The 26,238-nt window shown below is 38.8% G+C and carries 29 protein-coding genes and 1 tRNA gene; 10 read left to right on the top strand and 20 right to left on the bottom strand.

Features of this window, described 5'->3' with window-relative positions; all coding sequences use genetic code 11:
- Positions 1–22: 22 nt before the first annotated feature.
- From ABDV71_RS01530 to ABDV71_RS01520, 3 genes are all read right to left on the bottom strand, one after another.
- Positions 23–811: a TerC family protein gene (locus tag ABDV71_RS01530; protein WP_343530657.1), complete on the bottom strand. Its 789-nt coding sequence runs from the start codon at positions 809–811 to the stop codon at positions 23–25.
- Positions 812–891: 80 nt separating this feature from the next.
- Entirely contained in the window at positions 892–1,296 is a 405-nt protein-coding gene (locus tag ABDV71_RS01525) for a hypothetical protein (RefSeq protein ID WP_343530656.1), read from the bottom strand.
- A 91-nt stretch (positions 1,297–1,387) separates the two neighbouring features.
- Positions 1,388–2,692, bottom strand: a complete 1,305-nt coding sequence (locus tag ABDV71_RS01520) for a DUF6600 domain-containing protein (protein ID WP_343530655.1) — start codon at positions 2,690–2,692, stop codon at positions 1,388–1,390.
- Positions 2,693–2,977: 285 nt separating this feature from the next.
- On the opposite strand from ABDV71_RS01520, the gene ABDV71_RS01515 reads away from it, so the two are divergent.
- A complete protein-coding gene (locus ABDV71_RS01515) occupies positions 2,978–3,691 on the top strand; it encodes an SAM-dependent methyltransferase (RefSeq protein WP_343530654.1) in 714 nt (237 codons plus the stop codon).
- A gap of 8 nt (positions 3,692–3,699) precedes the next feature.
- Here the strand turns inward: ABDV71_RS01515 and ABDV71_RS01510 are convergent, their stop codons facing one another.
- The 9 genes from ABDV71_RS01510 to ABDV71_RS01470 all read right to left on the bottom strand — a co-directional run bounded on the left by ABDV71_RS01510 (position 3,700) and on the right by ABDV71_RS01470 (position 12,061).
- Positions 3,700–4,134: a hypothetical protein gene (locus ABDV71_RS01510; protein ID WP_343530653.1), complete on the bottom strand. Its 435-nt coding sequence runs from the start codon at positions 4,132–4,134 to the stop codon at positions 3,700–3,702.
- Complete coding sequence (locus ABDV71_RS01505) at positions 4,124–4,495, bottom strand: phage holin family protein (protein ID WP_343530652.1); 372 nt, start codon at positions 4,493–4,495, stop codon at positions 4,124–4,126. The genes ABDV71_RS01510 and ABDV71_RS01505 overlap by 11 nt, the downstream gene beginning before the upstream one ends.
- 27 nt (positions 4,496–4,522) lie before the next feature.
- Positions 4,523–4,789: a YtxH domain-containing protein gene (locus tag ABDV71_RS01500; RefSeq protein ID WP_113638336.1), complete on the bottom strand. Its 267-nt coding sequence runs from the start codon at positions 4,787–4,789 to the stop codon at positions 4,523–4,525.
- A gap of 197 nt (positions 4,790–4,986) precedes the next feature.
- Entirely contained in the window at positions 4,987–6,429 is a 1,443-nt protein-coding gene (locus ABDV71_RS01495; protein WP_343530651.1) for an ATP-binding protein, read from the bottom strand.
- Between the two features lie 10 nt (positions 6,430–6,439).
- Positions 6,440–6,850 carry a response regulator gene (locus tag ABDV71_RS01490; RefSeq protein ID WP_343530650.1) on the bottom strand — a complete coding sequence of 137 codons (411 nt, stop codon included), beginning with the start codon at positions 6,848–6,850 and terminating at the stop codon, positions 6,440–6,442.
- Positions 6,847–9,147, bottom strand: coding sequence for a PAS domain-containing protein (locus tag ABDV71_RS01485; RefSeq protein WP_343530649.1), 2,301 nt, complete (start codon positions 9,145–9,147; stop codon positions 6,847–6,849). The genes ABDV71_RS01490 and ABDV71_RS01485 overlap by 4 nt, the downstream gene beginning before the upstream one ends.
- Positions 9,148–9,293: 146 nt before the next feature.
- Entirely contained in the window at positions 9,294–10,715 is a 1,422-nt protein-coding gene (locus ABDV71_RS01480; RefSeq protein WP_343530648.1) for a sigma-54 dependent transcriptional regulator, read from the bottom strand.
- Positions 10,716–10,853: 138 nt separating this feature from the next.
- Positions 10,854–11,636 (bottom strand): enoyl-CoA hydratase-related protein, encoded by a 783-nt coding sequence (locus ABDV71_RS01475; protein WP_343530647.1) that lies wholly within the window; start codon positions 11,634–11,636, stop codon positions 10,854–10,856.
- Positions 11,637–11,641: 5 nt separating this feature from the next.
- Positions 11,642–12,061 carry a cobalamin B12-binding domain-containing protein gene (locus tag ABDV71_RS01470; RefSeq protein ID WP_343530646.1) on the bottom strand — a complete coding sequence of 140 codons (420 nt, stop codon included), beginning with the start codon at positions 12,059–12,061 and terminating at the stop codon, positions 11,642–11,644.
- A gap of 199 nt (positions 12,062–12,260) precedes the next feature.
- On the opposite strand from ABDV71_RS01470, the gene ABDV71_RS01465 reads away from it, so the two are divergent.
- Positions 12,261–13,910, top strand: a complete 1,650-nt coding sequence (locus tag ABDV71_RS01465) for a glutamine--tRNA ligase/YqeY domain fusion protein (protein WP_343530645.1) — start codon at positions 12,261–12,263, stop codon at positions 13,908–13,910.
- 80 nt (positions 13,911–13,990) lie between these two features.
- Here ABDV71_RS01465 and nadD read toward each other — a convergent pair whose 3' ends face one another.
- From nadD to ABDV71_RS01445, 4 genes are all read right to left on the bottom strand, one after another.
- Positions 13,991–14,560, bottom strand: a complete 570-nt coding sequence (nadD, locus tag ABDV71_RS01460; protein ID WP_343530644.1) for a nicotinate (nicotinamide) nucleotide adenylyltransferase — start codon at positions 14,558–14,560, stop codon at positions 13,991–13,993.
- 108 nt (positions 14,561–14,668) lie between these two features.
- A complete protein-coding gene (gene gmk, locus ABDV71_RS01455; protein WP_343530643.1) occupies positions 14,669–15,235 on the bottom strand; it encodes a guanylate kinase in 567 nt (188 codons plus the stop codon).
- 77 nt (positions 15,236–15,312) lie between these two features.
- Positions 15,313–16,176 (bottom strand): YicC/YloC family endoribonuclease, encoded by an 864-nt coding sequence (locus ABDV71_RS01450; protein ID WP_343531554.1) that lies wholly within the window; start codon positions 16,174–16,176, stop codon positions 15,313–15,315.
- A 99-nt stretch (positions 16,177–16,275) separates the two neighbouring features.
- Positions 16,276–17,013, bottom strand: a complete 738-nt coding sequence (locus ABDV71_RS01445) for a lysophospholipid acyltransferase family protein (protein ID WP_343530642.1) — start codon at positions 17,011–17,013, stop codon at positions 16,276–16,278.
- A gap of 72 nt (positions 17,014–17,085) precedes the next feature.
- Here ABDV71_RS01445 and ABDV71_RS01440 point away from each other — a divergent pair, with 72 nt between their 5' ends.
- Entirely contained in the window at positions 17,086–17,823 is a 738-nt protein-coding gene (locus tag ABDV71_RS01440) for a hypothetical protein (protein ID WP_343530641.1), read from the top strand.
- 71 nt (positions 17,824–17,894) lie between these two features.
- Here ABDV71_RS01440 and rnc read toward each other — a convergent pair whose 3' ends face one another.
- The 3 genes from rnc to ABDV71_RS01425 all read right to left on the bottom strand — a co-directional run bounded on the left by rnc (position 17,895) and on the right by ABDV71_RS01425 (position 20,227).
- Complete coding sequence (rnc, locus tag ABDV71_RS01435; protein ID WP_343530640.1) at positions 17,895–18,623, bottom strand: ribonuclease III; 729 nt, start codon at positions 18,621–18,623, stop codon at positions 17,895–17,897.
- 85 nt (positions 18,624–18,708) lie between these two features.
- Entirely contained in the window at positions 18,709–19,962 is a 1,254-nt protein-coding gene (fabF, locus tag ABDV71_RS01430) for a beta-ketoacyl-ACP synthase II (RefSeq protein WP_343530639.1), read from the bottom strand.
- 28 nt (positions 19,963–19,990) lie between these two features.
- Entirely contained in the window at positions 19,991–20,227 is a 237-nt protein-coding gene (locus ABDV71_RS01425) for an acyl carrier protein (RefSeq protein WP_008508386.1), read from the bottom strand.
- A 153-nt stretch (positions 20,228–20,380) separates the two neighbouring features.
- On the opposite strand from ABDV71_RS01425, the gene ABDV71_RS01420 reads away from it, so the two are divergent.
- From ABDV71_RS01420 to ABDV71_RS01400, 5 genes are all read left to right on the top strand, one after another.
- Positions 20,381–20,800: an IPExxxVDY family protein gene (locus ABDV71_RS01420; protein WP_343530638.1), complete on the top strand. Its 420-nt coding sequence runs from the start codon at positions 20,381–20,383 to the stop codon at positions 20,798–20,800.
- Between the two features lie 130 nt (positions 20,801–20,930).
- The gene (pyk, locus tag ABDV71_RS01415) at positions 20,931–22,361 is read left to right on the top strand and encodes a pyruvate kinase (protein WP_343530637.1); all 1,431 of its coding nucleotides are present in this window, start codon (positions 20,931–20,933) and stop codon (positions 22,359–22,361) included.
- A gap of 85 nt (positions 22,362–22,446) precedes the next feature.
- Positions 22,447–22,534 (top strand) — tRNA-Ser (locus ABDV71_RS01410).
- Positions 22,535–22,700: 166 nt separating this feature from the next.
- The gene (locus tag ABDV71_RS01405) at positions 22,701–23,303 is read left to right on the top strand and encodes a Crp/Fnr family transcriptional regulator (protein ID WP_343530636.1); all 603 of its coding nucleotides are present in this window, start codon (positions 22,701–22,703) and stop codon (positions 23,301–23,303) included.
- Between the two features lie 92 nt (positions 23,304–23,395).
- On the top strand, positions 23,396–23,890 hold the full coding sequence (locus tag ABDV71_RS01400; RefSeq protein ID WP_343530635.1) for a GNAT family N-acetyltransferase: 495 nt from the start codon (positions 23,396–23,398) through the stop codon (positions 23,888–23,890).
- A 240-nt stretch (positions 23,891–24,130) separates the two neighbouring features.
- Here the strand turns inward: ABDV71_RS01400 and ABDV71_RS01395 are convergent, their stop codons facing one another.
- Positions 24,131–24,319, bottom strand: a complete 189-nt coding sequence (locus ABDV71_RS01395) for a hypothetical protein (RefSeq protein WP_343530634.1) — start codon at positions 24,317–24,319, stop codon at positions 24,131–24,133.
- A 137-nt stretch (positions 24,320–24,456) separates the two neighbouring features.
- Here ABDV71_RS01395 and ABDV71_RS01390 point away from each other — a divergent pair, with 137 nt between their 5' ends.
- Positions 24,457–24,918 carry a hypothetical protein gene (locus ABDV71_RS01390; RefSeq protein WP_343530633.1) on the top strand — a complete coding sequence of 154 codons (462 nt, stop codon included), beginning with the start codon at positions 24,457–24,459 and terminating at the stop codon, positions 24,916–24,918.
- Positions 24,919–24,992: 74 nt separating this feature from the next.
- Positions 24,993–26,030: a S66 peptidase family protein gene (locus ABDV71_RS01385; protein ID WP_343530632.1), complete on the top strand. Its 1,038-nt coding sequence runs from the start codon at positions 24,993–24,995 to the stop codon at positions 26,028–26,030.
- The last annotated feature ends 208 nt before the right edge of the window (positions 26,031–26,238 follow it).

Below are 26,238 nucleotides of genomic sequence, written 5' to 3'. Positions count from 1 at the left end.
TTGATATGTTTTATTGAGAAAATTATTTCTTTTCTTCTTCTACTGGAGTGTTGCGCAGCTTAACGGGTTTTGATGAGTTCTTTTTCATTCTTAAGTTCAACATCTCAACCAAAACAGAGAATGCCATGGCAAAATACACATAACCTTTAGGGATGTGCTGATCCAAGCCTTCTGCTAATAATGAAACACCAATTAACAACAGAAATGATAATGCGAGCATTTTTACCGTTGGGTGCTTGTTTACAAAATTGCTGATGGCACCTGCAGAGATCATCATGATAATTACTGCAATGACTACGGCAGCAATCATGATTTCGATATGGTCGGCCATGCCCACCGCGGTAATAACTGAGTCAAGAGAGAAAACAATGTCCAAAATCAAAATTTGGACAATGGTGCCGGTAAAAGAATGTGGTTTTACATTGCCTTCGCTTTCATGCTCCCCCTCTAGTTTATTATGTATCTCGTGGGTACTTTTATAGATGAGGAACAAACCTCCTATCAGTAAGATTAAATCTCTGCCAGAAATAGCCAATTTTTCAAGCCAAACAGTGTCCGTAATGCCAATCCAATCACCAATGTTAAATAACGGCGTGGTAAGTCTCATGATCCAACTTAAGGACATTAGCAGTAGCACACGGGTAATCATGGCTAAGGCCAAACCTACTTGACGCGCTTTCTTTTGCTGGTTTTGCGGGAGCTTTCCTGCTAAAATGGATATAAAGACAATGTTGTCTATCCCCAGTACGATTTCTAAAACAGTTAATGTGAGTAGTGATATCCAGGCTTCTGGACTACTTAAAAATTCCATAAATAATTTCTAAAATATACGCTCGAAGATAAAACAAAAAAGGGAAGCTTTTGCTTCCCCTGGAACGAATATTTTTTTGCTTAGATAAATAAGGCTGATACGGCGTCTACCGTTGGAGAGGTCTTTAAGCCTAACAATTTTGCGTATTGTGCTGCGGTAAGCACTGTTTTTAGCTTCGAAAACATGCCAGAATTTAAGCCGCTCAGCTTAGAGGTATAAGCACTAGCGTTAGTTGTGGCTAAAGATGACAAGTTCGCTTTGCTTTTTAGGTAATCAGTAACGATGGAAGCAACCTGTGGTTTTTGTGTATTGGTTAAACTTAAAGCAGTATTTAGCTTCGTAGCAATATTGGTTGCTTGTGTGGCATAATTACTTGCGGTAGTTGCTGTTTTGGTAGCCTGATTAAGCTTTGACGTTAAATTTGTTTGAGCGAATACTGTTGTTGCACCTAGTGCAATAGCAAGAGTTAAGATGGTTTTTTTCATTAGAATTTTAAGGTTGAGTACTTTGCCTCATTTTACGTTAAAGATAATATTAAAATAGAAAGGATGGTAATTTACCATCCTTCCCTTTTGTTTAACCCCTTCCGGGTCTACCTCCGCTTTCGCTTCGGCTAGGTCTTCCTGAGCTCGAAGCACCAGATGATCTGTTGTTTGAGCCAGATGATTGTTGAACTCGTTCTACGCGTTCTGTTCTTTGTGGCTGAGAACGCTCCATCCTTTCTGGGCGTTCCATTCTTTCTGGACGTTCTACATTTCTTTGCGGAGGAGGAGTTTGTTGACTCCTTCCTTCTGAAGAAGAACGAGAAGGGAATACTGGTCTGCTACGATCCGCTTCACGATTGGTTTGTTCCGTAGGCGCTGTGGTTTCTCTTTCTCTAGATCTCCCAAAAATATTTCCTCTATCGTCACCACGTCCGTTGTTGTTTTCAACCCTGCTTTCTCTGCTAGGAACATTAGTGTTTCCGCGTTCTCTGGAGATATTGCTATTGTCGACATTGCGATTGTTAGTTCTATCGCCTCTATTGGTGTAAACATCATCTGCACCACCACGACCTGGTCTACTTACATTACCGCTTCTATCAATCCTATCTCTGGTTACGCTGCCATCTACTACTTGTCTTGGAGCAGCTTTGGCATTATCGCTTCCTCTACTTGGACGTGGAGCATAAATATTTACGGTATTGTTTTCGATCCTGCTACCACCAGATCTGCTCACTCTCGATACATTATACACGGTTACATCACGATTGGTTGCTCTTCTGATATCGTCAGCTCTAGGACCTGTGTAATAAGTCCTATTGTTGCGTACGTACGTGTTGTTAATGATTACAGTGTTTTGGATATATACTCTGTTTCGTCCGCTATAATATCTTGGATAACTATTATAGTAGATGTTTCTTTCGGGAATAAAGTTCCAGCAGAAATCAGGCATTACATAACGACGTCCGATATTGATGTTGATATTAATGCTGGGACCCAATGGAGCCCATCCGTAATAACCGCCGCCACTTCTCCAACTTACCCATGCTGGTCCCCAAACGGTGTCTGGAAGCCATACCCATCTGTTGTATCTGTTGTATATCCAACGACCGTAGTGGAACGGCGCCCAGCCCCAATCGTAATTGGATACCCAAGTGTTGCCATATTCGGTCATTGCCCAACGGCCATTGGTATAGTAGGGTCTAAATTCATCTTGGTCTACGTCTGGTCGCCAAACGTAACCATACTCTGGATCATTGATCCAAGTTCCATAGGGAGAAAGCTCATCATAAAATGTTTGCAGAGAAACATCATCATATTGAGCTTTTGCTTCTTGTGTGGTCCCGGTGAGGAGCAAAAGTCCAAGCACCACTGCCGGGAATTTGATCAAGCTTTTCATGTCTGTGTGTTTTAAATATTTTAATTAATTAACCTAACGGTTAGTGAATATCAATTTGAGAACCAAAGAATGTTAAAAACCGTTAAAGCAACGAGAAAGTTGCGGCTTTGTGATATTTAACGTATGTTTCACCACTTTAAGTGTGTGTCTCTGTCTTAAAATTATGTCATTTATAAGTTGATGTAGAACTAAATTTGATACAGAAACAACTTAACGAAACACCAATTGGTGCTTTGTTGTTTTTAAAAACTTTAATTTTGTATTGAATAGCTAACCCATTTATAGATGAAAAAAGGTACATTATTTTTAATCCCAGTTCCCTTGGCAGATGATGCCGCCCACAAATCTTTCACTCCGTTTTTGGTAGATACGATCAATAGCATCAATACTTATATTGTTGAAAATGAAAAGACGGCCCGTAGATTTTTAAAGGAAGCAGGATTGAAGATGCCTCAAAGCGAACTGCTTATACACGACTATGGTAAGCATAAGAGAGGGAGTTCGCTAGTGCCTTTTTTTAAAGAATTGAACGAAGGAGTGAATGTTGGGTTGATGAGCGAAGCAGGTTGCCCTGGCGTAGCAGATCCAGGTGCGGATATTGTGGCCGAAGCGCATCGTAGAAATATTAAGGTAGTGCCTTTAGTTGGTCCAAATTCCATGTTGCAAGCATTAATGGCCTCAGGATTTAGTGGGCAGAGTTACGCTTTTAGTGGTTATTTGCCTATTGACAAGGGGGAAAGAAGCAAAAGGATTAAAGATCTTGAGCAGTTATCGCAGCGTTACCGACAAACTCAATTATTCATGGAAACGCCTTTTAGAAACAATCAGTTATTGGAGGAAGTTTTAAAAAATTGCCAGCCCAATACGCTGTTATGCATTGCCAGCAATATCAATGGGGAAGATGAGTTTATTAAAACATTGCCCATTAGTTTATGGCGCAAAGAAAAAGTAGACCTTCATAAAAAGCCTACTGTATTTTTAATTTATAAAGGGAATTGATTTAGAGATTAATAAGTCTCGCTATCTGGCGGAATTCCGTAATCTACAAAGTTTACTTCGTCTTTCTTTTTCTTGGAAGTGAATAGCGATTTCACTTTGCTAAAGATGCCCGTTAAACTTTCGGCATCTAATGATTTGCCAATTTTGCCGGATACCAATGCCGCAATACCTTTGGTTAAAAAGCCTGAACCTCTAAAAACGGTTTTATTTAAAAATAATGGCAGAATTAAAGACATGATGCTTCCACTTAAATTGGTTTTCTCATCTAACTTCAGCAAGCTTTGCGGATTAAAAAAATCCTTGATTAAATTGAAAGGAGAAAACTGTTTAATGTATGCCCTGGTATCGGCCTTAAGTTGGTCTTCTTTTGCCAAGTATTCGTGCTTTACACGACTAATTTCAAGCTGTAAGTCAGCCAAGGATCCTATGTCTCTACGCTTCATCGTCTTTATCTGCTATTTTATCAAAGTATTTTTTAATAAACATATTTACCAATATCCTTTCGATAAATTTATCCTTGGTTAAGAAAACGATAATGGATAAAAATAAATAGATACCTGCTACGCAGCCAAAGCCAGCAACATAACTGCCAAACAAATCCGCCAGATATAGGGCCAGTGTAACCGTTCCTAGTATAAAGGCGAGTAAAAAGCACACTACCACTACAGTGTTGGTAATGAGGTCTGAAAATAGCTTTGAGCCTTTTTCTACCGATTTTAAGTGTATATACTCTAATCGGCTATCTATATAGCTTTTGGCATCTGAAGCAAGGTCCTCAATATTTTTTTCTTTTTTTTCTTCCATTATCGTTTATCAAAGGTTTACTATACTTTATACGTGCTCTACCTCGTCTGAGTATTCTTGCTCCACATCACGAAGTTTGCCTTTTATAGAGTTTACAACTTTGTCTTTTAAACTGCTTAGGTTATTGATTTCGTCTGCTGCTCTTTCTTTAATGGAATCTCCAAAATCTTTTAATGATTGACCCAGCTTGTCGCGGGTATCACTGCCTTTATCTGGGGCAAAAAGTATTCCTAGGGCTGCTCCTGCAGCTAAGCCGGCTAACAAGGCTACTACTACTTTTGAATTGTCGCTCATGTTTTTATAGTTTTATGTTAAAAAATGAAAAATTATCTCAACCTACGTTAATTAAACCTTGTACAAATGCAAATTGTTTTAAGTTTTTGCATTTACCTATCAGCAAAATCTGTGCCTGTTAAGTATCCTAATATAAATAAAAAAATGCCTTAGACAAGCTAAATAGGATATTTTCCGTTATAGCTGCTTAAGGATTTTTAGTTAATCGGAAGTTGTACAACGAATAAGCTACCGTGTGACTGAGGTTTAAAAATGATTCGTCCGTTATGTGCCAAGATAGAACGTTCGGCTTCTGTTAGGCCTAATCCTTCTGCTTCTTTTTTGGTAGTGAAAAAAGGTTCAAATATTTGATGTTCTAACTCTGGGTCAATGCCTTTTCCATTATCTTCTATCAAAACTGAGTACATTCCACTATCGTTAATGGCGCTAATGTTCAATATTTTGGGGTAGCTTTCCATGCTTTCGATGGCGTTGATCAGTAGATTGACAAATGCTCTTTTGATTTGTTTGGCATCTATTGACAGATAGGTTTCGGAAGGCAGAAGATGTTTTTCGAGCACGATTCGATGGCCTAGAATAAGGTCGCTAATTTCAATTATAGCATCTTCAATCAAAGCATTGATGCCTGTTTTCTGCTTTTGTACAGGCTTATTTTCTGTACTTGCAATAAAGTTTTTGGTGAGCTGATTGATATTGTCCAAATTGGTTTTAATGATGTCCAGATTGTTCTGCAATGTTTCATTGTAGGCCAAAGCATCATCAGAGGTAAGTTCGTGAAGTATCAAATTTATAGTAGAAAGTGGATTTCTAATTTCTTCCACAAAACCTTTGGCAATATGTTCCGAAATGGAAAACTTGCTTTCGTGAATGAACTTTGTTTCCTGATGCTTTCTATAAGTGAGGTCGTGTATAATGGTATGGTAAACCTCGACCATATTTTGCGGGTCGATTTGTAGGAATGATGAAAGGCTACAATAATATACTTGCCCTTTACTAGAGACCATTTGACATTCAAAATCACTTACAGCACCCTTAGTTTCCAGTTCTTGGATAAAGTTTTCGCGATCTTCCTGTGTGTAAAATAAATTACGGTCATTGGTTTCCAGCATTTCTTTGATGTGGTATCCAAAGAAATTAAGCCCCGCCTTGTTGATGTCTCGGATTTTTCCTGTATAGTCTGAAATGAGAATAGGTTCTTTGGCCTTATCGAAAATGATTTTGAACTTGTGTTCACTTTCTTTTAAAGCGCTCAGTGTTTCGCTTTGCTTTAAGGCGTAACGGAGGCTCCTATCTAAAGTATCGGGCTCAATTTTGTCTTTGATCAAATAATCAGCGGCTCCCACATTCATGGCCTCTTCATCTATTTTATAGTCGCCTTTTCCAGTAAGGATAATGATGGGTTCCCTAATGCCCGAAAGCACGGCTTCGTTTACCAGATCCACACCGGTGTGTTTTCCCAATCGGTAATCAACCAGATAGATGTCGTACTGGCGTTTGAGTACAGCGTTTATTCCTTTTTCAAAAGTGTCTATCCAAGTTAATTCATATCTTTCAGCTTGACTAATACGGCTGAAAATGTCTCGTGTGATAATGAAATCATCCTCATCATCATCAATTAACAAAACCCTCACTTTGTTCATACGTTAATATTTAGGTGTTGAGCCATTTATTGGCAATGGTATTGGTAATGCCTACCAGATCGCTAAAGGAAGTGGGTTTGGTGAAAAACTCGGAAGCTCCTAAAGCCATTACCGAATCAATATCTTCCTTGCTTTTAGTGGTAGACAATACCACTAGTGGAATATTTTTGGTCTCGGTGTTTTTCCGAAGTTCTTTAATTACTCCCCTGCCATCTAAAACAGGCATGTTTAAATCTATAACGATTAAATTTGGTAATTTATTGGTTAATAAAAGGTGTTGTATATGTTCTATCAATAATTTTCCATTGTTTAAAAAGGTTACCATGTTTTGGTCAATTTCCGAGAAAGCGTCTTTAAGCATGAGCGCATCGTCGGGATCGTCCTCAGCAATTAAAATAAGCGGGTTGTGCATAGTGGTCATTGAGCAGCGTTAGATTTGAGTGGTAAAACAATAAAAAAAGAAGCTCCTTCACCTTCAATACTTTTGGCAAAGATGAATCCAGAGTGGTTTTCTACAATTTTTTTGCATATCGCTAGGCCAATTCCTGTTCCCTTGTATTCCGTTCGGGAATGTAGGCGTTGGAAGAGGTCAAAAATCTTACCTGCATAACTTTCATCAAAGCCAATTCCATTGTCGGTAATTTTGATTACACAGTACGATACGTTTGCTATTGCACCATTTACAGGGACGTTATTTCCCATCAATGTTTGTGAAGAAATGTCTATTCTCGGTTGTATATCTGGCTTAATAAACTTTAGTGAATTGCTAATGATGTTTTGGAAAACCTGTGCTAATTGTGGTGCTATACCTTCCACGGTTTCATTTACGGATAAGGATATTTGGGCATCGGAGCTCTCAATAGTATAATCCAAATCGCGAAGGACCTTAGAAATCAATTGATGGAGGTTTACGGGTTCAAATGCTTTCGCTTGTCGGGTAACCTTAGAGAAGGCCAGCAGATCATCAATCAAAGTTTGCATGCGTTCTGCAGCATTTTGCATGCGATTGATATAGTCTTTGCCTTCCTCATCTACCTGCTCGGCAAATCGGTTTTTTAACCTGTCACCAAAAGCACGGATTTTTCTAAGGGGCTCTTGTAAATCATGTGAGGCCACGTACGCAAACTGTTCCAAATCTTTATTGGATACATTGAGTTCGTTAATTTTTTCTTCTAGTTTTCGTTGTGCTTCCTTAAGCAGTGTTACATCTTGGGTGTTGCCTAAATAGGCATAGCCATCGCCCACTTCATCTGCTTTGAACTTGGCTGTGGTCGACATGTATCTGATTTCACCACTAGGTCTAATAATGCGATAATTTGCTTTAAAAGAGGTTTTGTTTTTTCTTGCTTCCGCGAAAATCTTTCTTAGCTCTTGCGAATCTTCGGGATGAATAAAATTGAAGTAGGAGCTTATGGTGACAATGGTAGAATGAGGGAGATACCCATGGATGTTGAACATTTCATCAGACCAAAAAATATGTTCGTGGTTTGAATGCCATTCCCAACTGCCGTTATGTGATACTGCTTCACCTTCACGCAATAAAGTTTCGTTTTTTCGGAGTTTTAGGGTTGCTTCCTTAAGTTCGGTAATGTCCTGTATGGTACCAACAAGCTTGTTTTCCTTGCCTGAAAAATAACCTTGATTAAGTACGTAACGCTTGGAGCCATCGGGCTGCATAATTTGATATTCGGCCGCAAATGAGGTTTTGTTTTTTACCGCATTTGAAAGTTCCTTGCTTAGTTTTTTGCTGTATTCGGGAACTACTACTCGTTCGGCAATGGCGTGTGTTGGCTGAAAAGAGTTGCCTTCAAAGCCGTAAATCCTATAAAGCTCGTCAGACCATTTGTAGGAATTGTTCCTAATATCAAGCTCCCAGCTGCCTAGTTTCGAGATTTTTTCAGCATTTGCCAGCAATGCTTCTCTTTCTAATAAATTGGCGGTTAACGTTTGTTTTTCTTTTACCTCTACATCCAGTTTGGCAATGATTCTTTGCTCGTTTCTAACGGTTTCTATGTAGTTAAGGATGATGCCCGCCAAAGGAACCAAATAACTAATGAAACGCAGGTAATGAGCAGCATTAAAATAGGTGTCGAAAGCGGTAGTGCTTAAGGCCATAAACAGTTGCGCCAAAAAAAGGGGTGCAATGCTCAATATCAATAATTTTGAGAAAATGCTATGAAAACGAAGCATAAATTTAGGCAGGTAAAACGCGGCCCAAATGAAAAGGAATATAAGTGGAAGAAAAGAAAGTAAATCGATTTGTACCATTCGGTCCAATATCAATTTTCGTTGTAATATGGTGCTTGTATTGGCAATGATAAGTACGCAGGTAATTCCAGCAATCACACAAATGATGGTAGTACGTCTTATAATTCTGCTCTTCTGCTCGGGCAGTCTTAGGTTCTTCGATTTTAATTTTAAATAAAAAGCAGTGCCGATTAATAGTGTTAACGAATAAAATAGCCGATTAACCCACCATATAAAATAAAGTGCCTCTGAGATGTTTTGTGCATTAACTGCATTCTCGTTTAGGATGAGCAGATAGTACACATCCAAAATGGCAGAGATAAAAAGCGTGATGCCAAACAAGGTTATGGTCAGCTCTCTTCTGATGGTATAGTCAATCATGGCCAATATACCTGTAAACAGGGCTGCGGCTATGCCAAAGCTGGTCCAAATACTCGTGTAAAAATTTGGCCTAACATTGAAAAACAGCACGGAGGATTTGCCAACTGCAATTGATAATATTATAGATAGCAGCGGTGCAATGCACAACAGCATAACTATCCATAATATCTTCTTAGAAATATTGTAGCGGTTTTCGAACCTTGGAGCGCCAGAGTTTTTGAAAAGACTAAACACTTTTATTTGTTGTCAAGATCAATAGCTTTCATTTTATTATAGAGCGTTTTCCTATCGATGTTCAATATTTTTGCTGCTTTTGTCTTGTTAAAGTTTACTTCCCGTAGCACTTTCAGGATTGTTTCGTATTCTGCTTCTAATGCGGCGTTCTTTAAATCTCGAGGTTTGCTACGTTCGGCGCTTTCAGCATTGCCATTTGAGGCTAAAAGTGGTGCCTTGGCATAAGTTGAAATTTCCAATGGAAGCGCCTTTAATTGTATTTCGTCGGTTTCGGTAAGCAATGTTGCCCTACGTACCACATTTTTCAGTTCCCTAACATTACCTGGCCAATTGTAGGTCAAAAAGCAATCGATTACTTCTTCTGAAAAACCTTTAATGTTTTTATTAAGTTCCTGATTGGCCAATTGCAAGAAGCTTTCGGCAAAGGCCAAGATGTCTTTTCCGCGTTGGCTGATAGGAGGCAGGTTGATCGAAAATTCATTAAAACGATGGTAAAGGTCCTCCCTGAATTTACCTTTTGAAATGGCATCTTGTAGGTTTTCGTTGGTTGCCACAATAATCCTCACATCCAAATCAATTTCTTTGGTGCTGCCAATACGTTTGATTTTTCTTTCTTGTACCGTTCTCAATAATGCCGCTTGGATATCGTAGGAAAGGTTGCCTACTTCGTCCAAAAATAGCGTTCCACCGTTAGCCATTTCAAAATGACCGATTTTGGTATACAAAGCACCAGTGAAAGAGCCTTTTTCGTGGCCAAAAAATTCACTGCCTGCAAGCTCCTTGGTTAAGGAACCGCAGTCCATGGCCACAAAAGGTTTGTCCTTTCTTGGGCTATTGAGATGGATGGCTTTAGCGACTGATTCTTTACCCGTACCGCTATCTCCCATCAAAATAACGCTATAAGCGGTTGGAGCCACCAACAAAATCTGCTTCATCAATTCTTTTGAAGCACCACTTTGTCCTATAACGAACTCATCCGTTAAAATGTAAGTGTTTTTGCTTGTCTTCGTTTTTTCCTGCTCCTGAGCGCTCTCCGTTTCGGGCAAACTGGCATTTAATGCTATTTGCGTTTCAATAGCCTTGTTAATGGTATTCAGAATTTCATCTGGATATAAAGGCTTTGTTATATAATCGTAAGCGCCAAGCTTGATCAATTCAACGGCTAGTTTAATGTCCGAATATCCGGTGATAATGATTACACCTGTTTTTGGATAACTTTCCTTGATCTTGATTAGCATTTCCTTGCCGTCGGTATCTTCCAAACGGTAATCGCATAAAACCAAGTCATAACTATCCTTGGCGAGATACTCCATGGCAGAATTTCCGCTAGTTGCGCTGGTTACATCAAAAGAATTTCTGGTTAAAAATTTCGAGAGCAACAACCCGATATTTACCTCATCGTCAACTATTAATATTTTCTTCATACGCGTATATAAATAGGGTAGATTAATATTTTAGCTAAAATATAGAAAAAAAACGCATGTGGGAAATATTTTCTACACTTTTTCGGAGTAGGATTAATTAATGAGCTGGGCGATTAGATTTTGTGGCCTCGTTTCAGGTTATTCGCCTTTAAAATCTGCTTTTCGTTTTTCTAAAAATGCGGTCACCCCTTCTTTAAAGTCTTGGGTATCAAAGCATCTGCCGAACTCGTTAATTTCTACATCGTAACCATTTATTTTGGGGTTGAAACCCGCATTTACCGCTTTTACGGCACTGGCCAATGCTAAAGGGGCCCTAAGTTTAATTTTTTCTAAGATCTCGTTGGCCTTTTCCAAAAGGTTGGCAATGGGCACTACATGATTTACCAGTCCAAGTTGCAGTGCTTTCTCTGCCGAAATCATGTCTGCAGTAAAAATCATTTCAAAAGCATTTCCCTTACCTACTAGTTGGGCCAAGCGCTGTGTGCCTCCATAACCGGGAATCAGTCCTAGTGTGACTTCAGGGAGCCCTAATTTGGCATTTTCGCTAGCAATTCTGATATGACAGGCCATGGCCAGCTCTAAGCCTCCTCCTAAAGCAAATCCATTAATAGCGGCAATTACCGGTTTAGCTGAATTTTCGATGGCATCAAAAACAGTTTCCTGGCCATTTTTGGCCAATTGCTTGCCCTCTTCAAGGGTATAATTTTGGAATTCGGAAATATCGGCACCAGCTACAAAAGCTTTTTCTCCTGCACCGGTTATTAAAATTGCTTTAATTCCCTTGTCTTTTTGGGCATTGGCAACCGCAACCGATAACTCGGTCAAAACTTCTTTGTTTAGCGCATTGAGTTTTTGTGGTCGATTGATGGTAATGTATAGTATGTTGTTGTTGGTTTCTACCAATAATTGTTGATAATCCATAACGCTTAAAATTTTCGGTGCTCTGCCACCCAGTTTTCAATATAATCTACAATATCTTTCATGGCGGTACCAGGAGCGAAAAGTTCTCCAACGCCAATTTCCTGCAATTTTTTCATATCCCCTTCAGGAATAATACCACCCCCAGTCACCAAAACATCATCAAGTTGTTTTTGCTTCATAATGGCCATTACCTTAGGAAAAACCGTCATGTGGGCACCTGAGAGTATTGAAATGCCAATCGCATCTACATCTTCCTGTATGGCCGTGTTCACTACCATTTCAGGCGTTTGCCTCAAACCGGTATAAATAACCTCCATGCCAGCATCGCGAAGCGAGGTTGCAATTACTTTTGCGCCACGGTCATGGCCATCCAAACCAACCTTGGCTACAAGTACCCTAATGGGCCTATTTAGAGTTTTTTTCATATTTGGTTTCTTGATGTAGGTAAATGTAATGAAATAGTTGTTTGGTTGGTTAGTTATTTGGTTTTTTGGTATTCTTTTAGGTTCAAAATGCTCTATTTTGAAAGATCTTTATGCTTTGCTCCTTGTTCTTTATTCCATGTATCTTCCCCTTTAAAATACCCTAAATTTGGTTAACTTTGGGGCTTAAACACAGATTTATATGAGCGAGGAAAAATCATTAAACTTTATAGAAGAGATTATAGAGAATGATTTAAAAAGCGGAAAGTACGAAACACTAGTCACACGTTTCCCACCAGAACCAAATGGTTATTTACATATCGGCCACGCTAAGGCGATATGCTTGAATTTTGGATTGACTCAGAAATACGGTGGTTACACTAATCTTAGATTTGATGATACCAATCCGGTTACTGAAAAAACAGAATATGTAAATAGCCAGCAGGAAGATATTCAATGGCTGGGTTTTCAGTGGAAAAACGAACTTTACGCTTCTGACTATTTTGATCAGTTGTATAGCTATGCCGTGCAGTTGATTGAAAAGGGACTTGCTTATGTAGATGAAAGTACGGCTGAAGAAATTGCCGCACAAAAAGGTACACCTACCGAGCCAGGAACTCCTAACCAGTACAGAGAGAGAAGCATCGAAGAAAATTTGGAGCTTTTCACTAAAATGAAAAATGGGGAGTTTGAGGATGGTGCTTGTATCTTAAGAGCTAAAATTGACATGGCTAGCCCTAATATGCTGATGCGCGACCCCATTATCTATCGTATTAAACATGCTCACCATCACCGTACCGGAGATGCTTGGTGCATTTATCCGATGTATGATTTTGCGCATGGACAAAGCGATAGCATCGAAAATATTACCCACTCTATTTGTACGTTGGAGTATGTTTCTCACCGAGAATTATATGATTGGTTTATCGCCCAGTTGGGTATTTTCCCTTCAAAACAATATGAATTTGCTCGCTTAAACCTTACCTATACGGTAATGAGTAAACGTAAACTGTTGCAATTGGTAAATGAAGGCCATGTAAGTGGTTGGGACGATCCTCGTATGCCTACCGTTAGTGGTTTGAGGAGGAGAGGTTATACTCCGGAAAGTATCAGAGAGTTTTGTGAACGTATCGGTATTGCAAAAAGAGAAAACCTGATTGAGTTGAGCTTGTTGGAGTTTTGTATCCGCGAGGATCTGAATAAAAAAGCGACCAGAGCGATGGCGGTTTTAGATCCAATTAAATTAGTGATTACCAATTATGAGGGCGATGGTGAGATTTTAATCGGAGAAAATAATCCAGAAGCAGAAGATAAAGGTGGTACTAGGGAAATTCCTTTCAGTAAAGAACTTTGGATTGAACGTGAAGACTTTATGGAAGAGCCTGCTAAAAAATGGTTCCGACTTGCTCCTGGGGCAATGGTGCGCTTGAAGTTTGCCTACATTGTGAAGTGCGAAAGTTTTGTTAAAGATGCCGATGGGAAAGTAACAGAGGTTCATTGTACATATATTCCCGAATCGAAAAGTGGTAGTGATACTAGCGGAATTCACGTTAAGGGAACCATTCATTGGGTAAGTATGGCTCACGCCAAAACAGCGGAAGTAAGACAATATGATAGATTATTTAGCGTAGTATCTCCTGACGCTGAGGAAGGTGATTTTAAAGATTACCTTAATCCAAACAGCAAGGAAGTACTAAGTAACGTTTATATTGAACCTGCTTTGGCCAATGCAACATTAGGCACTGGTTACCAGTTTATTCGTAAAGGATATTTTTGTTTAGATAAAGACTCTACTGCTGATCATTTAGTGTTTAACCGAGTGGTTTCGCTAAAAGACAGCTGGAAAGGATAAGGGGGTTGTAGATTTACGAGTTACGATTTTAGATTTATAGCGCTTAATTCAATCGTAATTCGTCAATCTGAAATCGTAAATTATTTATAGAGGCTTTTCTTATCCATAAAATCGATTACAGCATCCGGAACTAAAAACTGGATGCTTTTTTCTTGCTTTACTGCCTGGCGGATAAAAGTAGAGGAAATGTCCATTTGTGGTGTTTCGGTAATCACAATAGACGAGTGATTTTTCCATTCGCTGACATCGGCGTTGGGACGTGGGTAGACAAAAATTTGGTGATTTTGAAGTAGTACTTCGTAGTTTTTCCACTTTTTAAGTGATACGAGGTTGTCCGCACCCATGATTAGGGCAAATTCCTTTTCAGGATGTTTTTCTTTGAGGTGTGCCATGGTATCAACCGTATAGGAAGGTTGGGGGAGTTTAAACTCAATGTCACTCACCTTTAAGTGGTCGGCATTTTCTGTTGCTAAGCGGGCCATTTCCAACCGATCGTACATATCAGCCAGGCCTGCTTTCTGCTTTAGCGGATTATGTGGGGAAACCACAAACCATACTTCTTTCAGATCAGTATAATTGGCCATGTAGTTGGCAATTACCAAATGTCCTAGATGAATGGGATTAAACGAACCGAAGAATAGACCAATCATTTTTTCTTTATCTATGCCGTCATTTCGATAAGGAGGTACGACGAAGAGAAATCTAGCGTCTTGTTAGATTTCTCCTCATTCTTCGTCGAAATGACGATTTATTTACGGTTAACTTTTTAAGAAATCCCCTACCAACTGTTCCGCCTCAGCGCAGGCTGTTTCTAATTCGTAGTTTTTAAGGATGATATCAAATTTCTCTGCGTATGCAAGTTCTTTTTCCGCTTTGGCGTAACGCTCCTGTAGCTTTTCCTCGCTATCGGTTCCTCTACCAGCTAAACGTTCCTTTAACACTTCTAATGATGGTGGTTGCACGAAAATCGCTAATGCATCGTCTTCAAATTTTCTCTTTAAACGTAACCCACCTTCTACATCGATATCAAAAATAACATGTTTGCCTTCATCCCAAATACGTTGGATTTCAGAGCGTAAAGTACCATAAAATGTCCCGCTGTATACTTCCTCAAATTCTACAAATTCTTGGTGGGCAACCTTATGTAAAAACTCCTCCTTACTAATAAAATAATAGTCCTTGCCATTGGTTTCGTCGCCTCGGAGCTCTCTAGTAGTTGCCGAAATGGAAAAGCTGAGGTTGCTGAATTTGCTTAACAGATGCTTTACAATGGTAGTTTTACCAGCGCCTGAAGGAGCAGAAAATATAATAAGTTTGCCTTGCATTCTTTAAAAAGGTTGGAAGGTTGGAAGGTTTGAAAGTCTCAACGTTGCAACATTACAACATTACAACTCCCATAACATTACAACACATTCAATAATTGTTCTTTAATTTTTTCTAGTTCTTCTTTCATCCCTACCACCAATTGCTGTATCTGTGCATCGTTGGCTTTTGCACCCATGGTATTGATTTCTCTACCAATTTCCTGGGAGATAAAACCAAGTTTTTTACCATTGGCATCTTTGTCATTAAGGGTAGCGATAAAATAATCACAGTGACTTTTTAAGCGGGTTTGCTCTTCGGTAATATCTAATTTGTCGATATAATAAATCAACTCCTGCTCAAAGCGGTTCTGATCTACATTTACTTTTCCAACGCTATCTTCCAAGAACTGTGTTAAACGAGCTTTAATTTGCGGAACCCTTAAAGGGGCTAAGGTTTCTACCTGAGCAAAAAAAACAAGAATGTTTCTGATGCGGAGTTCCAGGTCAGCTTTTAGTACCTTGCCTTCATCCACCCTAAACTGAGTAAAGTTCTTAAGTGCTTTATCGAAAGTTGCCTCCAAAATTTCCCATTCACTATCACTCGCTTCTTCCTCGGTATAGCTAATTACCTCTGGCAAATTAAGCACGGCTGGCAATATTGTCGATAAATCTGCAGCAATATCTTTATTGATTTCTAATAATTGGGTATAATATTTTTTTAATAATACCTGATTAATAGAAGCGCCTTTTTGTGCTTCTTCGCTACGTTCAACAGTAATGGCAATGCTTACTTTACCACGCTCTATCTCTTTATTGCAGACATTACGCAGGTAGAGTTCTTTGTCGGAAAATGCTTTTGGAATTTTGAGTCCAAGCTCAAGAAACTTCGAATTTAGCGATTTTATCTCTACTGAAAACTTCACACTTTCGTGGTCGGTAGATGCCAAGCCAAAGCCGGTCATTGATTTTATCATGTGCAAAGATATAAAAAGTACTTAGTAGTTAGTATAAAGTAATTAGATAGCGACGCCTGAACATATCTAATCGATCAGGATTTCATGCTAATAATGCTCTAAAATTGCTTCTTTCATAAGATCGTATACTTTCTTTTTTAAGGCTGGTAAATCTTCCAAACTTAATCCAGCTACGGCTACTTCCGGCAACAAAATGGTATTAATGATGCCTGGCCTAGCCTTTAATGGGTGCTTTCTTGGAAGTAGTTTCCTGTTATTGATCATCACAAAGGGAATGATGGGCGTTTGTGTTTCGATGGCAATTCTAAAAGCGCCATCATAAAAATCGGTTAAGGGCTGTTCGGTTTGGTTCATGGTGCCTTCTGCAAAAATGAGAATAGACTGCCCGTTGGCAATATCTTTCTTTAATGCATTTACAGATTGTTCACGACTTTCTTTGCTACTTCGGTCTATCAATACCACTATCCGTTTATAAATCAGTCCAAAAACAGGCACCTTTGTAATTTCTACCTTGCCTAATGCGCTAAAATATTGTGGAATGCTCAAGCAGACTGCTACCGCGTCTAGGTATGAGCCGTGATTTCCTACATAGATATGAGATTTGCTGAGATCTATGCTCCTTTTATTTTCGGTGCTTATCCAAAATAAACTTAGGGCACTGAATAGCCAGGCCCAAGTTCTTAATATCACTAGAATAGCCCTTTTTCCGGCGTTTAAAGGTAAAATTGCCGAAAAGAGCAATACAAAGGGCAAAGCAATAAACATCAGTATAATAAAGATGATTGCTGCATAAAGTAGGTAGATTGATGAAAGTATTTTGCGCATGAATTAACCTTTTTTAACGTCCTAAACGCTAAACATTTGTTAAGTTTACAAAATAAAAATATAACGCTGCAAATGCTAGGCAAAGTTAGGCTCACATTTTATTCGTTAATCATACTCTGCATAAGTACAACTTATCAGGGCTTTGCCCAACAAGATTTTGTGCTTACTGGAGTACTTTTTGAACGTGGCGCCAATATTCGCATCGCTTTGGCCGAAGTAAAAAATAAGCGGTCCGGCTTCTCTGCGGGCAGTAACGATATGGGGATTTTCTCTATCAAAGCGAATATAGGAGATACCCTAGTGGTGATGAAACGTAATTTTAACGATTTGGAAGTGGTTGTACGCAACAATAAAGATTTGGTATTATATCTAAATCGTGGTACTACCTTGAATGAAGTTGTGGTAACTGGGCAAACCAAAAAGCAAACCTTAGAGGAACTGAAAAGAGACTACAGGGATAAAGGTTCTTTTTATGGTGGGAAACCCCCGGTTCTTTCTTTTTTATCTAGTCCACTGACTGCGTTATATGAGCTTTTTGGTAAAACCCCTCGGCAGGCCAGAAGATTTAATAGGATGTACCAAACGGAAATGCAGGATAATGTTGTTGATCAACTTTTTAATAAAACATCCATTAATCAGCATACGGGGTTGACCGGGAAAGCCTTAGAAAATTTTATGGTTGATTATAGGCCAGATTATGAAAAGGCCAAACATTGGACTAATTACGATGCCATTAAATGGATCAACGAATCTTTTAAGAAGTATAGTGATACTGCTGGAAAGACAAAAGTTCAGAACCAGAACAATTAGTTTTTTCGTTGTTTGGACAGTTGGTTTTTTGGGATGGAATAATCGGATTTGCTAATCGTCACATTAAGGGATTAAATAGCCAAGGCCTCACAAGCCTTTTCTGCTGCAAGTTTTTCAGCATTCTTTTTGTTGTAGTCCCTGCCAATGCCGTAATTCTCATTTTCAATCATTACCTGAACAGTAAACAGTTTGGCACTTTCTCCCTCGCCATTTTCAACAACATCAAACGAAATATCTTTGCCTTGTCGCTGGCACCATTCGATCAAACGGCTTTTGAAATTTGTTTCCGTAATTTCCAGATGGTGAACATCTACATAAGGTTTAATGATGCGCTTAAGGATAAGATTTTTGGTGAAATTATAGCCTTTGTCTAAATAAATGGCCCCAATCAATGCTTCAAAAGCATCGCCATACATAGAGTGGTGTTTTGATTGGAAGTTTACCGTCTTTTGATCAAAAACGATAAGTTCATCGAAACCCATTTTACGCGCCAATTGATTTAAATTTGCTCTGTTTACAATCTTAGACCGCATTTCGGTTAAAAAGCCTTCCTCTTTATAAGGATAACTTTTAAATAGCATTTCTGCCACTACAGCACCTAAAATAGCATCGCCCAAAAACTCTAAGCGCTCATTGCTGCTCCTGCTGCCATTTTTCAATATCTTGGCCGCCGAACGATGCCTAAACGCCATTTTATAGAGCGCAATATTACCCGGGACAAAACCAAGCACATTCTTTAATTTCTTTAAGAACTGCTTATTTGGCGAAAGATATAGTTTATAAATGCTGAGCAAGGACATCAACTAGCAACACAAAATTTAATTATAGAAAAAGCATTTGTATAAATATACAATACAATTGCTCTTAAACCATAAACTTTTTGGCTTATTCTTCGTATTTCTTGAAAACTACAGAAGCATTATGGCCTCCAAAACCAAAAGTGTTACTTATTGCAGCTCTAACTTCTCGTTTTTGAGCTTTGTTAAAAGTAAAATTAAGTTTTGGGTCAAACTCAGGGTCATCTGTAAAGTGGTTGATCGTTGGCGGAATCGTACTATTCTTAATGGCAAGAATAGCAGCCAAGGCTTCAACGGCACCGGCAGCGCCCAACAAGTGGCCCGTCATAGATTTAGTAGAGCTGATGTTCAGTTTATAAGCATCTTCTCCAAATAAGTCTACAATAGCTTTTGCTTCTTGTATATCTCCAAGTGGTGTAGAAGTACCATGCACATTGATATAATCAATTTGATTGGTTTCTAACTTAGCATCCGCTAACGCTTTAGTCATTACCATTTTAGCACCAAGCCCTTCTGGGTGAGGGGCTGTAATGTGATGAGCATCTGCGCTCATACCACCACCAACAATTTCAGCATAAATCTTGGCGCCACGCGCTTTAGCGTGCTCCAGTTCTTCTAAAATAATGGTACCGGCACCTTCGCCCGCTACAAAACCATCACGGTCTTTGTCAAATGGACGGGAAGCTGTTGCAGGATCATCATTACGGGTAGATAAAGCATGCATTGCGTTAAAACCTCCCATGCCCGCTTCGTTAATAATCGCTTCTGAACCACCGCTGATAATGATATCAGCCATGCCCAAGCGAATATAGTTAAAGGCATCAATCATCGCATTAGTTGATGATGCACAAGCAGAAACGGTGGCAAAGTTTGGTCCACGCAATCCATACTTCATCGAGATATGCCCTGGGGCGATATCAATAATCATTTTCGGGATAAAGAAAGGATTGTATCTAGGTGTGCCATCTCCTTTGGCGAAGTTGGAAACCTCGTCTAAGAAAGTTTTTAGACCTCCAATTCCAGCGCCCCAGATTACACCAATGCGGTTCGTGTCAAGTTTAGAGAAATCATATCCCCCATCTTTAACGGCCTCTTCGGTGGATACCAGTGCGTACTGCACAAACGGATCCAGTTTGCGGGCTTCTTTTTTATCCAAATGATCTTCTGGATTAAAGTTTTTAACCTCGCAAGCGAATTTTGTTTTGAATTTTTCGGTATTGAAACTCTTGATAGGCGCTGCGCCACTCACACCATTTACTAATGCTTCCCAAAATTCGGGAACACTATTTCCTATAGGAGTGAGCGCACCCAACCCAGTAACTACTACTCTTTTTAATCCCATTTATAAGTATTGTACAGAAAAAGTATTTCTACTTAACGTTTTTTTCTAAATAAGCAATTGCTTGACCTACAGTACCAATAGTTTCAGCTTGGTCATCTGGAATAGCTACATTGAATTCTTTTTCAAACTCCATGATTAGCTCAACAGTGTCTAGTGAATCTGCACCTAAGTCATTTGTGAAAGACGCTTCTGGCGTAACTTCACTTTCATCAACACCTAGTTTTTCTACGATAATAGCCTTTACTCTTGAAGCAATATCAGACATAATATTATAATTTAATGGTTAAATAATTCTGTGCAAAGAAAAATAAATTCTAACACATTTCAAATGTTTTTATTTCTCTGTCAATTTTAATGGGTTTAAAACCCAAAGTAAAATTAGTTTTATAATTTCGTAATTCTAACAAAAATATACATTTTGAACAAAACTTATTTAAAACTATCGCTCGATCTGGATTTTGTCCTTATCGCTATCACTGCATCGTTAAAAGACTACGTTTTGTGCCACAAGATAAACACAAATCTTAACCTAGAGTTTTACAAAATAGAAGATCATGAGGTGTATTTTAATACGGATGAAGCACCATTGGCTTTTTCCAAATACTTTTTCTTTGTAGAAGAGGGCGAACGGGAATATTTTTTGGTGAGCAATAGGAACAGCGAGGGCTTTCTGATTCCTGAAATGAACAAAGTGGATTTCTTTATCGTTATCCATCAGTTTATTGATAAGGAAGATCTCAATTTTATCCTCACTAGTTTGAATAAAATGCCTGATATTCAGGTGGCTGCGCAGATAGATGTGCGTAAATTAAAGTCCAAAGAAAATTTGGTAATGTAAATTTTATATTGTTAGTGTAGTAAATACACTATATTTGAATCTTAAATCAAACTGAAATAATATAATTAAAGCTTAAACAAGTCGTAAATTTAGGCGTTATTGTTTGGGTGGTAATAACAAGATAATTTTAATGAAACCTTTTCATTCCAGAACCAAAATCGTGGCCACTTTGGGCCCTGCTTCGGCTAAACCAGAGGTGTTGTATAGTATGTTTAATGCAGGTTTAGACGTATGTAGGCTAAACTTTTCACACGGTTCACAGGCCGACCACCAAAAGGTGATAGACACCATCAGAGAAATCAATCAAAAGCACAAATATAACGTAGGTATTTTGGCCGATTTACAAGGTCCCAAAATCAGAATCGGGATGGTGAAAGATGGGGGGATTAACCTCGTTAATGGAAGCAAAACCATCATCACCACCCAAGAGTGCATTGGTAACGAAGAACGTATTTATATCACTTACGAAAACTTCCCTCAAGATGTAAAAGCCGGAGAGATTATCCTTTTGGATGATGGTAAATTGCAAATGCGAGTACTGGAAACCAACTATAAGGATGAGGTAATTTGCGAGGTGGTTCACGGTGGTATCTTAACTTCCAGAAAAGGTGTTAACCTTCCTAATACAAAAGTTTCTATTCCTTCTTTAACGGTTGAGGATAGAAAAAATTTAGATTTTGTATTGGAAAGCGATGTAGAGTGGATAGGTCTTTCTTTTGTGCGTAATGCCGCTGATATTGTCGAGTTAAAAGATGTTATTAAAGAAAGAGGTAAAACGGCGAGAGTAGTTGCTAAAATAGAGAAGCCTGAGGCCATTGCCAATATCGATGAAATCATTGCCGTAACTGATGCGGTAATGGTTGCTCGTGGTGACCTTGGTGTGGAAATGCCAATGGAGGAAGTACCCTTGTTGCAAAAAATGATTGTAAACAAATGTAGAGCTGCCTCTAAACCGGTAATTATTGCTACACAGATGTTGGAAAGTATGATCACTACCCCTCGTCCAACCAGAGCCGAGGTGAACGACGTAGCTAACTCTGTGCTTGATGGTGCAGATGCGGTAATGCTTAGCGGAGAAACTTCAGTGGGTGAGTTTCCGCTAATTGTGATCGAAACAATGCAGAAAATTATTAATAACATCGAAGAAAATAATTATCCTTTTTACGCCGAGAAATTTTTGAAGCCTAAAACTGATAGCTTCTTGGGAGATGCGGTATGCGACTCTGCTTGTTTCTTGGCTAAACAAACAGATGCTATTGGTATTGTTACCATGACTTCTAGTGGTTACACTGCTTTTGAGGTAGCTAGTCATCGCCCACAAGCACCTATTTTTACTTTTACCAGTAACGAGAGCTTGTTAAATACCTTAAGCTTGGTTTGGGGTGTAAGAGGTTTCTTCTACGATAAGTTTGAGAGTACCGATAAAACCATTGAAGAGGTAAATGACCTGTTAAAGAAAAAGAAATTGGTTAAAAAAGGAGATGTGGTGATCAATACTGCTGCCGTTCCTTTGGAAAAAAGAAGCAGAACCAATATGGTAAAAGTTACCGTGGTTGAATAAGCATCCGATACTAGATAAAGAAAAGCCTCGGTCGATTGACCGAGGCTTTTTTATTGCATTAAAAATCTTATTTTTGCGGCTTAACGGAGAAGTGTCCGAGTGGTCGAAGGAGCACGCCTGGAAAGTGTGTATGCCCCAAAAGGGTATCGAGGGTTCGAATCCCTCTTTCTCCGCTGAAAGAAAAACCGCTGTTACAGCGGTTTTTTAATGTTGCTTTATGAGATAAGCTATACTTTAATGCTACAAAATTGACTAGGAATGGGTAATCTCAATATCTATTCTTAAAACTGTAATCATTTTGCCGAGATTATAAGATATAAAGGAAAGCGACTTGCCCTGATGCCAGTAATAACCATGGATGAACTGTTGATGCAAAAGTTTAGGATAAAGATAAATTCCTACTCTCCTATCTCGGAAGCTTCATTTGAGAAACTGTTAACAATAACTACGGTAGTAAACCTAAAAAGAAACGAAATACTCGTTAAGGAAGGTTTTGTGGCACGACAGTTTTGCTTTTTGTATTCTGGTTATGTCATTTCTTACATTAGTGACGATAGTGGACGTACATACAATAAGAATATTGCTGCGAGTACTGATTTTATCGCTTCAACTGTTTCCTGTATTTTAAGTCAGCCGTCAAAATTTACAATTAAAGCTGTAACGGATTGTGTGTTGCTGAACCTTCCTTATAAACAGTTCAGGGAAATGATTTTCCAAACGGAAGACCTCAAATCGTTCTATATTCATTACCTGGAAAAAAATTGGGTCATAGATAAGGAGGAAAGAGAAGTCTCTATTGTAATGGAGGAAGCGCTGGCGCGATATGAGAAATTATTGAAGAACCACGCCAATATTGAAAAATATGTGCCTTTACAGGATATTGCTTCACATTTAGGCATTACGCCTACACAGTTGAGCAGAATACGTAAGCAATTAAAATAATCACTTCTCAACATATGTAAAAAGCTATACGGCTTTAGCGAGGTAGTTTTGCAATGTTAAAAAACATTGTATAACAGTATAGTTTTATCAATATGATCATCAAAAGCCAGAAATCACATTTTAAGGATATCTACGAAGTTATAAATAATGCCGCATCTGCATATAAAGGCATTATACCAAAAGACCGGTGGAAGGAGCCCTATATGGAGGAGTACGAGCTACAGAGCCAGCTAATGGATGGTGTGGAATTTTGGTGTTACCTTCAAGACGATGTTATTATCGGGGTAATGGGCATACAGCATAAACGCGATGTGACCCTAATTAGACATGCGTATGTGAGAACAATCGCCCGAAACAAGGGAATTGGGGGCAGACTACTAAAACACCTGTCAACGCTTACGGATAAGCCCATTTTAATTGGTACCTGGGCTGATGCTGATTGGGCAATAAGCTTTTACCAGAAAAATGGATTTAGGCTGGTGTCGCCTATAGAAAAGGAACAATTGTTAAAAAAGTATTGGGATATACCCTTGCGACAAATAGAAACATCGGTAGTGCTAGCAAGCCCTGACTTTTGCAAAAATTGAAATAGGCGCTAGTAGGTGAGGCAAGCAAACCAAAGTTGGTTGGACAATCTTTGGTTTGCCTAATAGTATATCTGCTAAAGCGACCAAACAGCAAGTTCATAATCATCTGGATCCAGAAAATGAAAGCGACTTCCTCCGGGAAAATCAAATATCTCTTTTGAGATGGTCCCGCCTGCAGCAAGTACGTTTTCCCTGCTTTAAGATAGATTCTCGGAATAAAGTATAACTAGATTACTTCCTTTACAGGCTCGCCACTGGTAAAGCCTTCGTCAACATAACTCCTTCAAAAGCAGTATAATGTGGTCCATAGTCTATAAAATTCCAATTGAATGCCTGTATGTAGAATTTCTTTGCTTTTTCGAGATTGTGCGACAGGAATTCAAGGTACTGCACCTGCTGGTGTTTTAACTTTTCATGCATGTCGCTCATTACTTCAATTTTTTTATAAAAATAGAATTAAAGTTTGTTTGGGTAGCCCGTTTCCTAAAATATCTAAGGTTTGCTATAGGGTTCTTTCTGTCATATTAATTGATTAAATTACAGTCCTAACCATTTAAAATATAACTATGAATGTTAAAATGCCTCTTTTATTGGTTTCTATTATCTCTTTTTTGTCCTGTAATTCTGTTAAGACGGAAAATGCGCCTGTTCAGCTTATGGGAACTTGGCAGTTGCTGTCAGCGACTACGGTCGAAAACGGAAAAAGCACCGAAACGGACTATACCAAAGGCCGACGTATGATAAAAATTATCAACGATACCCATTTTGCCTTCCTCAATCACAAGCTGGATATGCCAAAAGACAGCAGTAATCATTTTGACGGAGGCGGAGGTAGGTATATTTTAAAAGGAGATGAGTATACTGAGTTTTTGGACTTTTACAAGGATAGAAACTGGGAGGGGAAAAGTTTTAACTTTAAAGTGAGCATCAAAAACGATACGTTAATCCAAACAGGGGTAGAAAAAGTCGAAGGAGCTGGGGTAGATCGCACCATCACCGAAAAATATTTGAGAATAAAAGCGAATTGAGGCCTTTATTGTTAATTCCCCATATATCGATAGATTTGTAGGCGACTCGGCGAATACGAACCTATTCTTTAACTATGGTAAAACTAATTACTCCAAAAGCATTAACTAATGGCGATAAAGTTGCCTCGATTTCCCTTTCTTGGGGAGCAGCAGGCGATTTGCCACATCGTTATGCAAAAGGGAAGGAAAGGTTAGAACATATTTTTGGGCTAAAAGTTGTTGAAACGAAACATGCATTGAAACCTGCCTCTTGGATTTATGAAAATCCGCAAGCAAGGGCTGAGGATTTAATGGCAGCATTTGCAGATTCCTCCGTGAAAGCTATCATTTCTAATATTGGTGGCGAAGATAGCATACGTATCTTAAAGTATGTAGATATTGAAGTGATTCGAAATAATCCCAAAATTTTTCTGGGCTTTTCTGATAGTACCATTACCCACTTTCTTTGTTTGAAAGCTGGATTAGGGTCTTTTTATGGAACTTCTCTTTTGGTTGGATTTGCTGAAAATGTTGAAATGCACCCCTATCAAATCGAAGATATCAAAAGAACGTTCTTTTCTCCAGCAGCAATAGGAAACATTGCGCCAAATAAAGGTGGGTGGACCTCTGAATTTCTTGATTGGTTTGATATTTCTTTACAAGATACAAAAAGGAAAATGAATGTAGGAGAGGGATGGCGCTTTGTTCGTGGTAATTCCATTGTAAGAGGACATTTAATGGGCGGATGTATGGAAGTAATGGAAATGCTTAAGGGAACAGCATATTGGCCTGATTTGGAGTTGTGGAAAGACTGTATCCTATTTTTTGAAACCTCAGAAGACCAACCAAAACCTGCGCTAATAAGATATTGGCTTAGAAATTATGCTGCTTTGGGTATCCTAAAGCATGCCAGTGGAATTATCTTCGGTCGTCCTTATGATAATTGTCATGCCGAAGCTTACGAAAAAGAGCTGTTAAAAGTATTGGATGAGGAAGGTCTATTTGATATACCAGTAATTACTCTAATGGATTTCGGTCATACCTGCCCAGTATTTACGATTCCATACGGGAGAATGGCCGAAATAAATTGCTTAGCTAAAACCTTCTCTGTGCTAGAGCCTGCAGTGGTGTAATTTCCATTGATTAGGCCGGCTAGCTTGTTTAGTGTAAGTTCGGGATAAGCGGTTTGTAATTTTTCATTATCTCCAACTCCAGCAAATCCTGTTTGGCATGGACTCTTATGTGTCTATGTGGTTTATTTTTTTACCGAAAACGCAAAAACCTCGTTAAATAAACACATAGGTACATAGTAAACTCAATGGTATTAACAAAATGCCCTAA

It is taken from the genome of Pedobacter sp. (genome assembly GCF_039594775.1).
Classification (GTDB): Bacteria; Bacteroidota; Bacteroidia; order Sphingobacteriales; family Sphingobacteriaceae; genus Pedobacter.
Note: the sequence above shows the minus strand (reverse complement) of the source record. Positions and strands in the feature narration are given on the sequence as shown.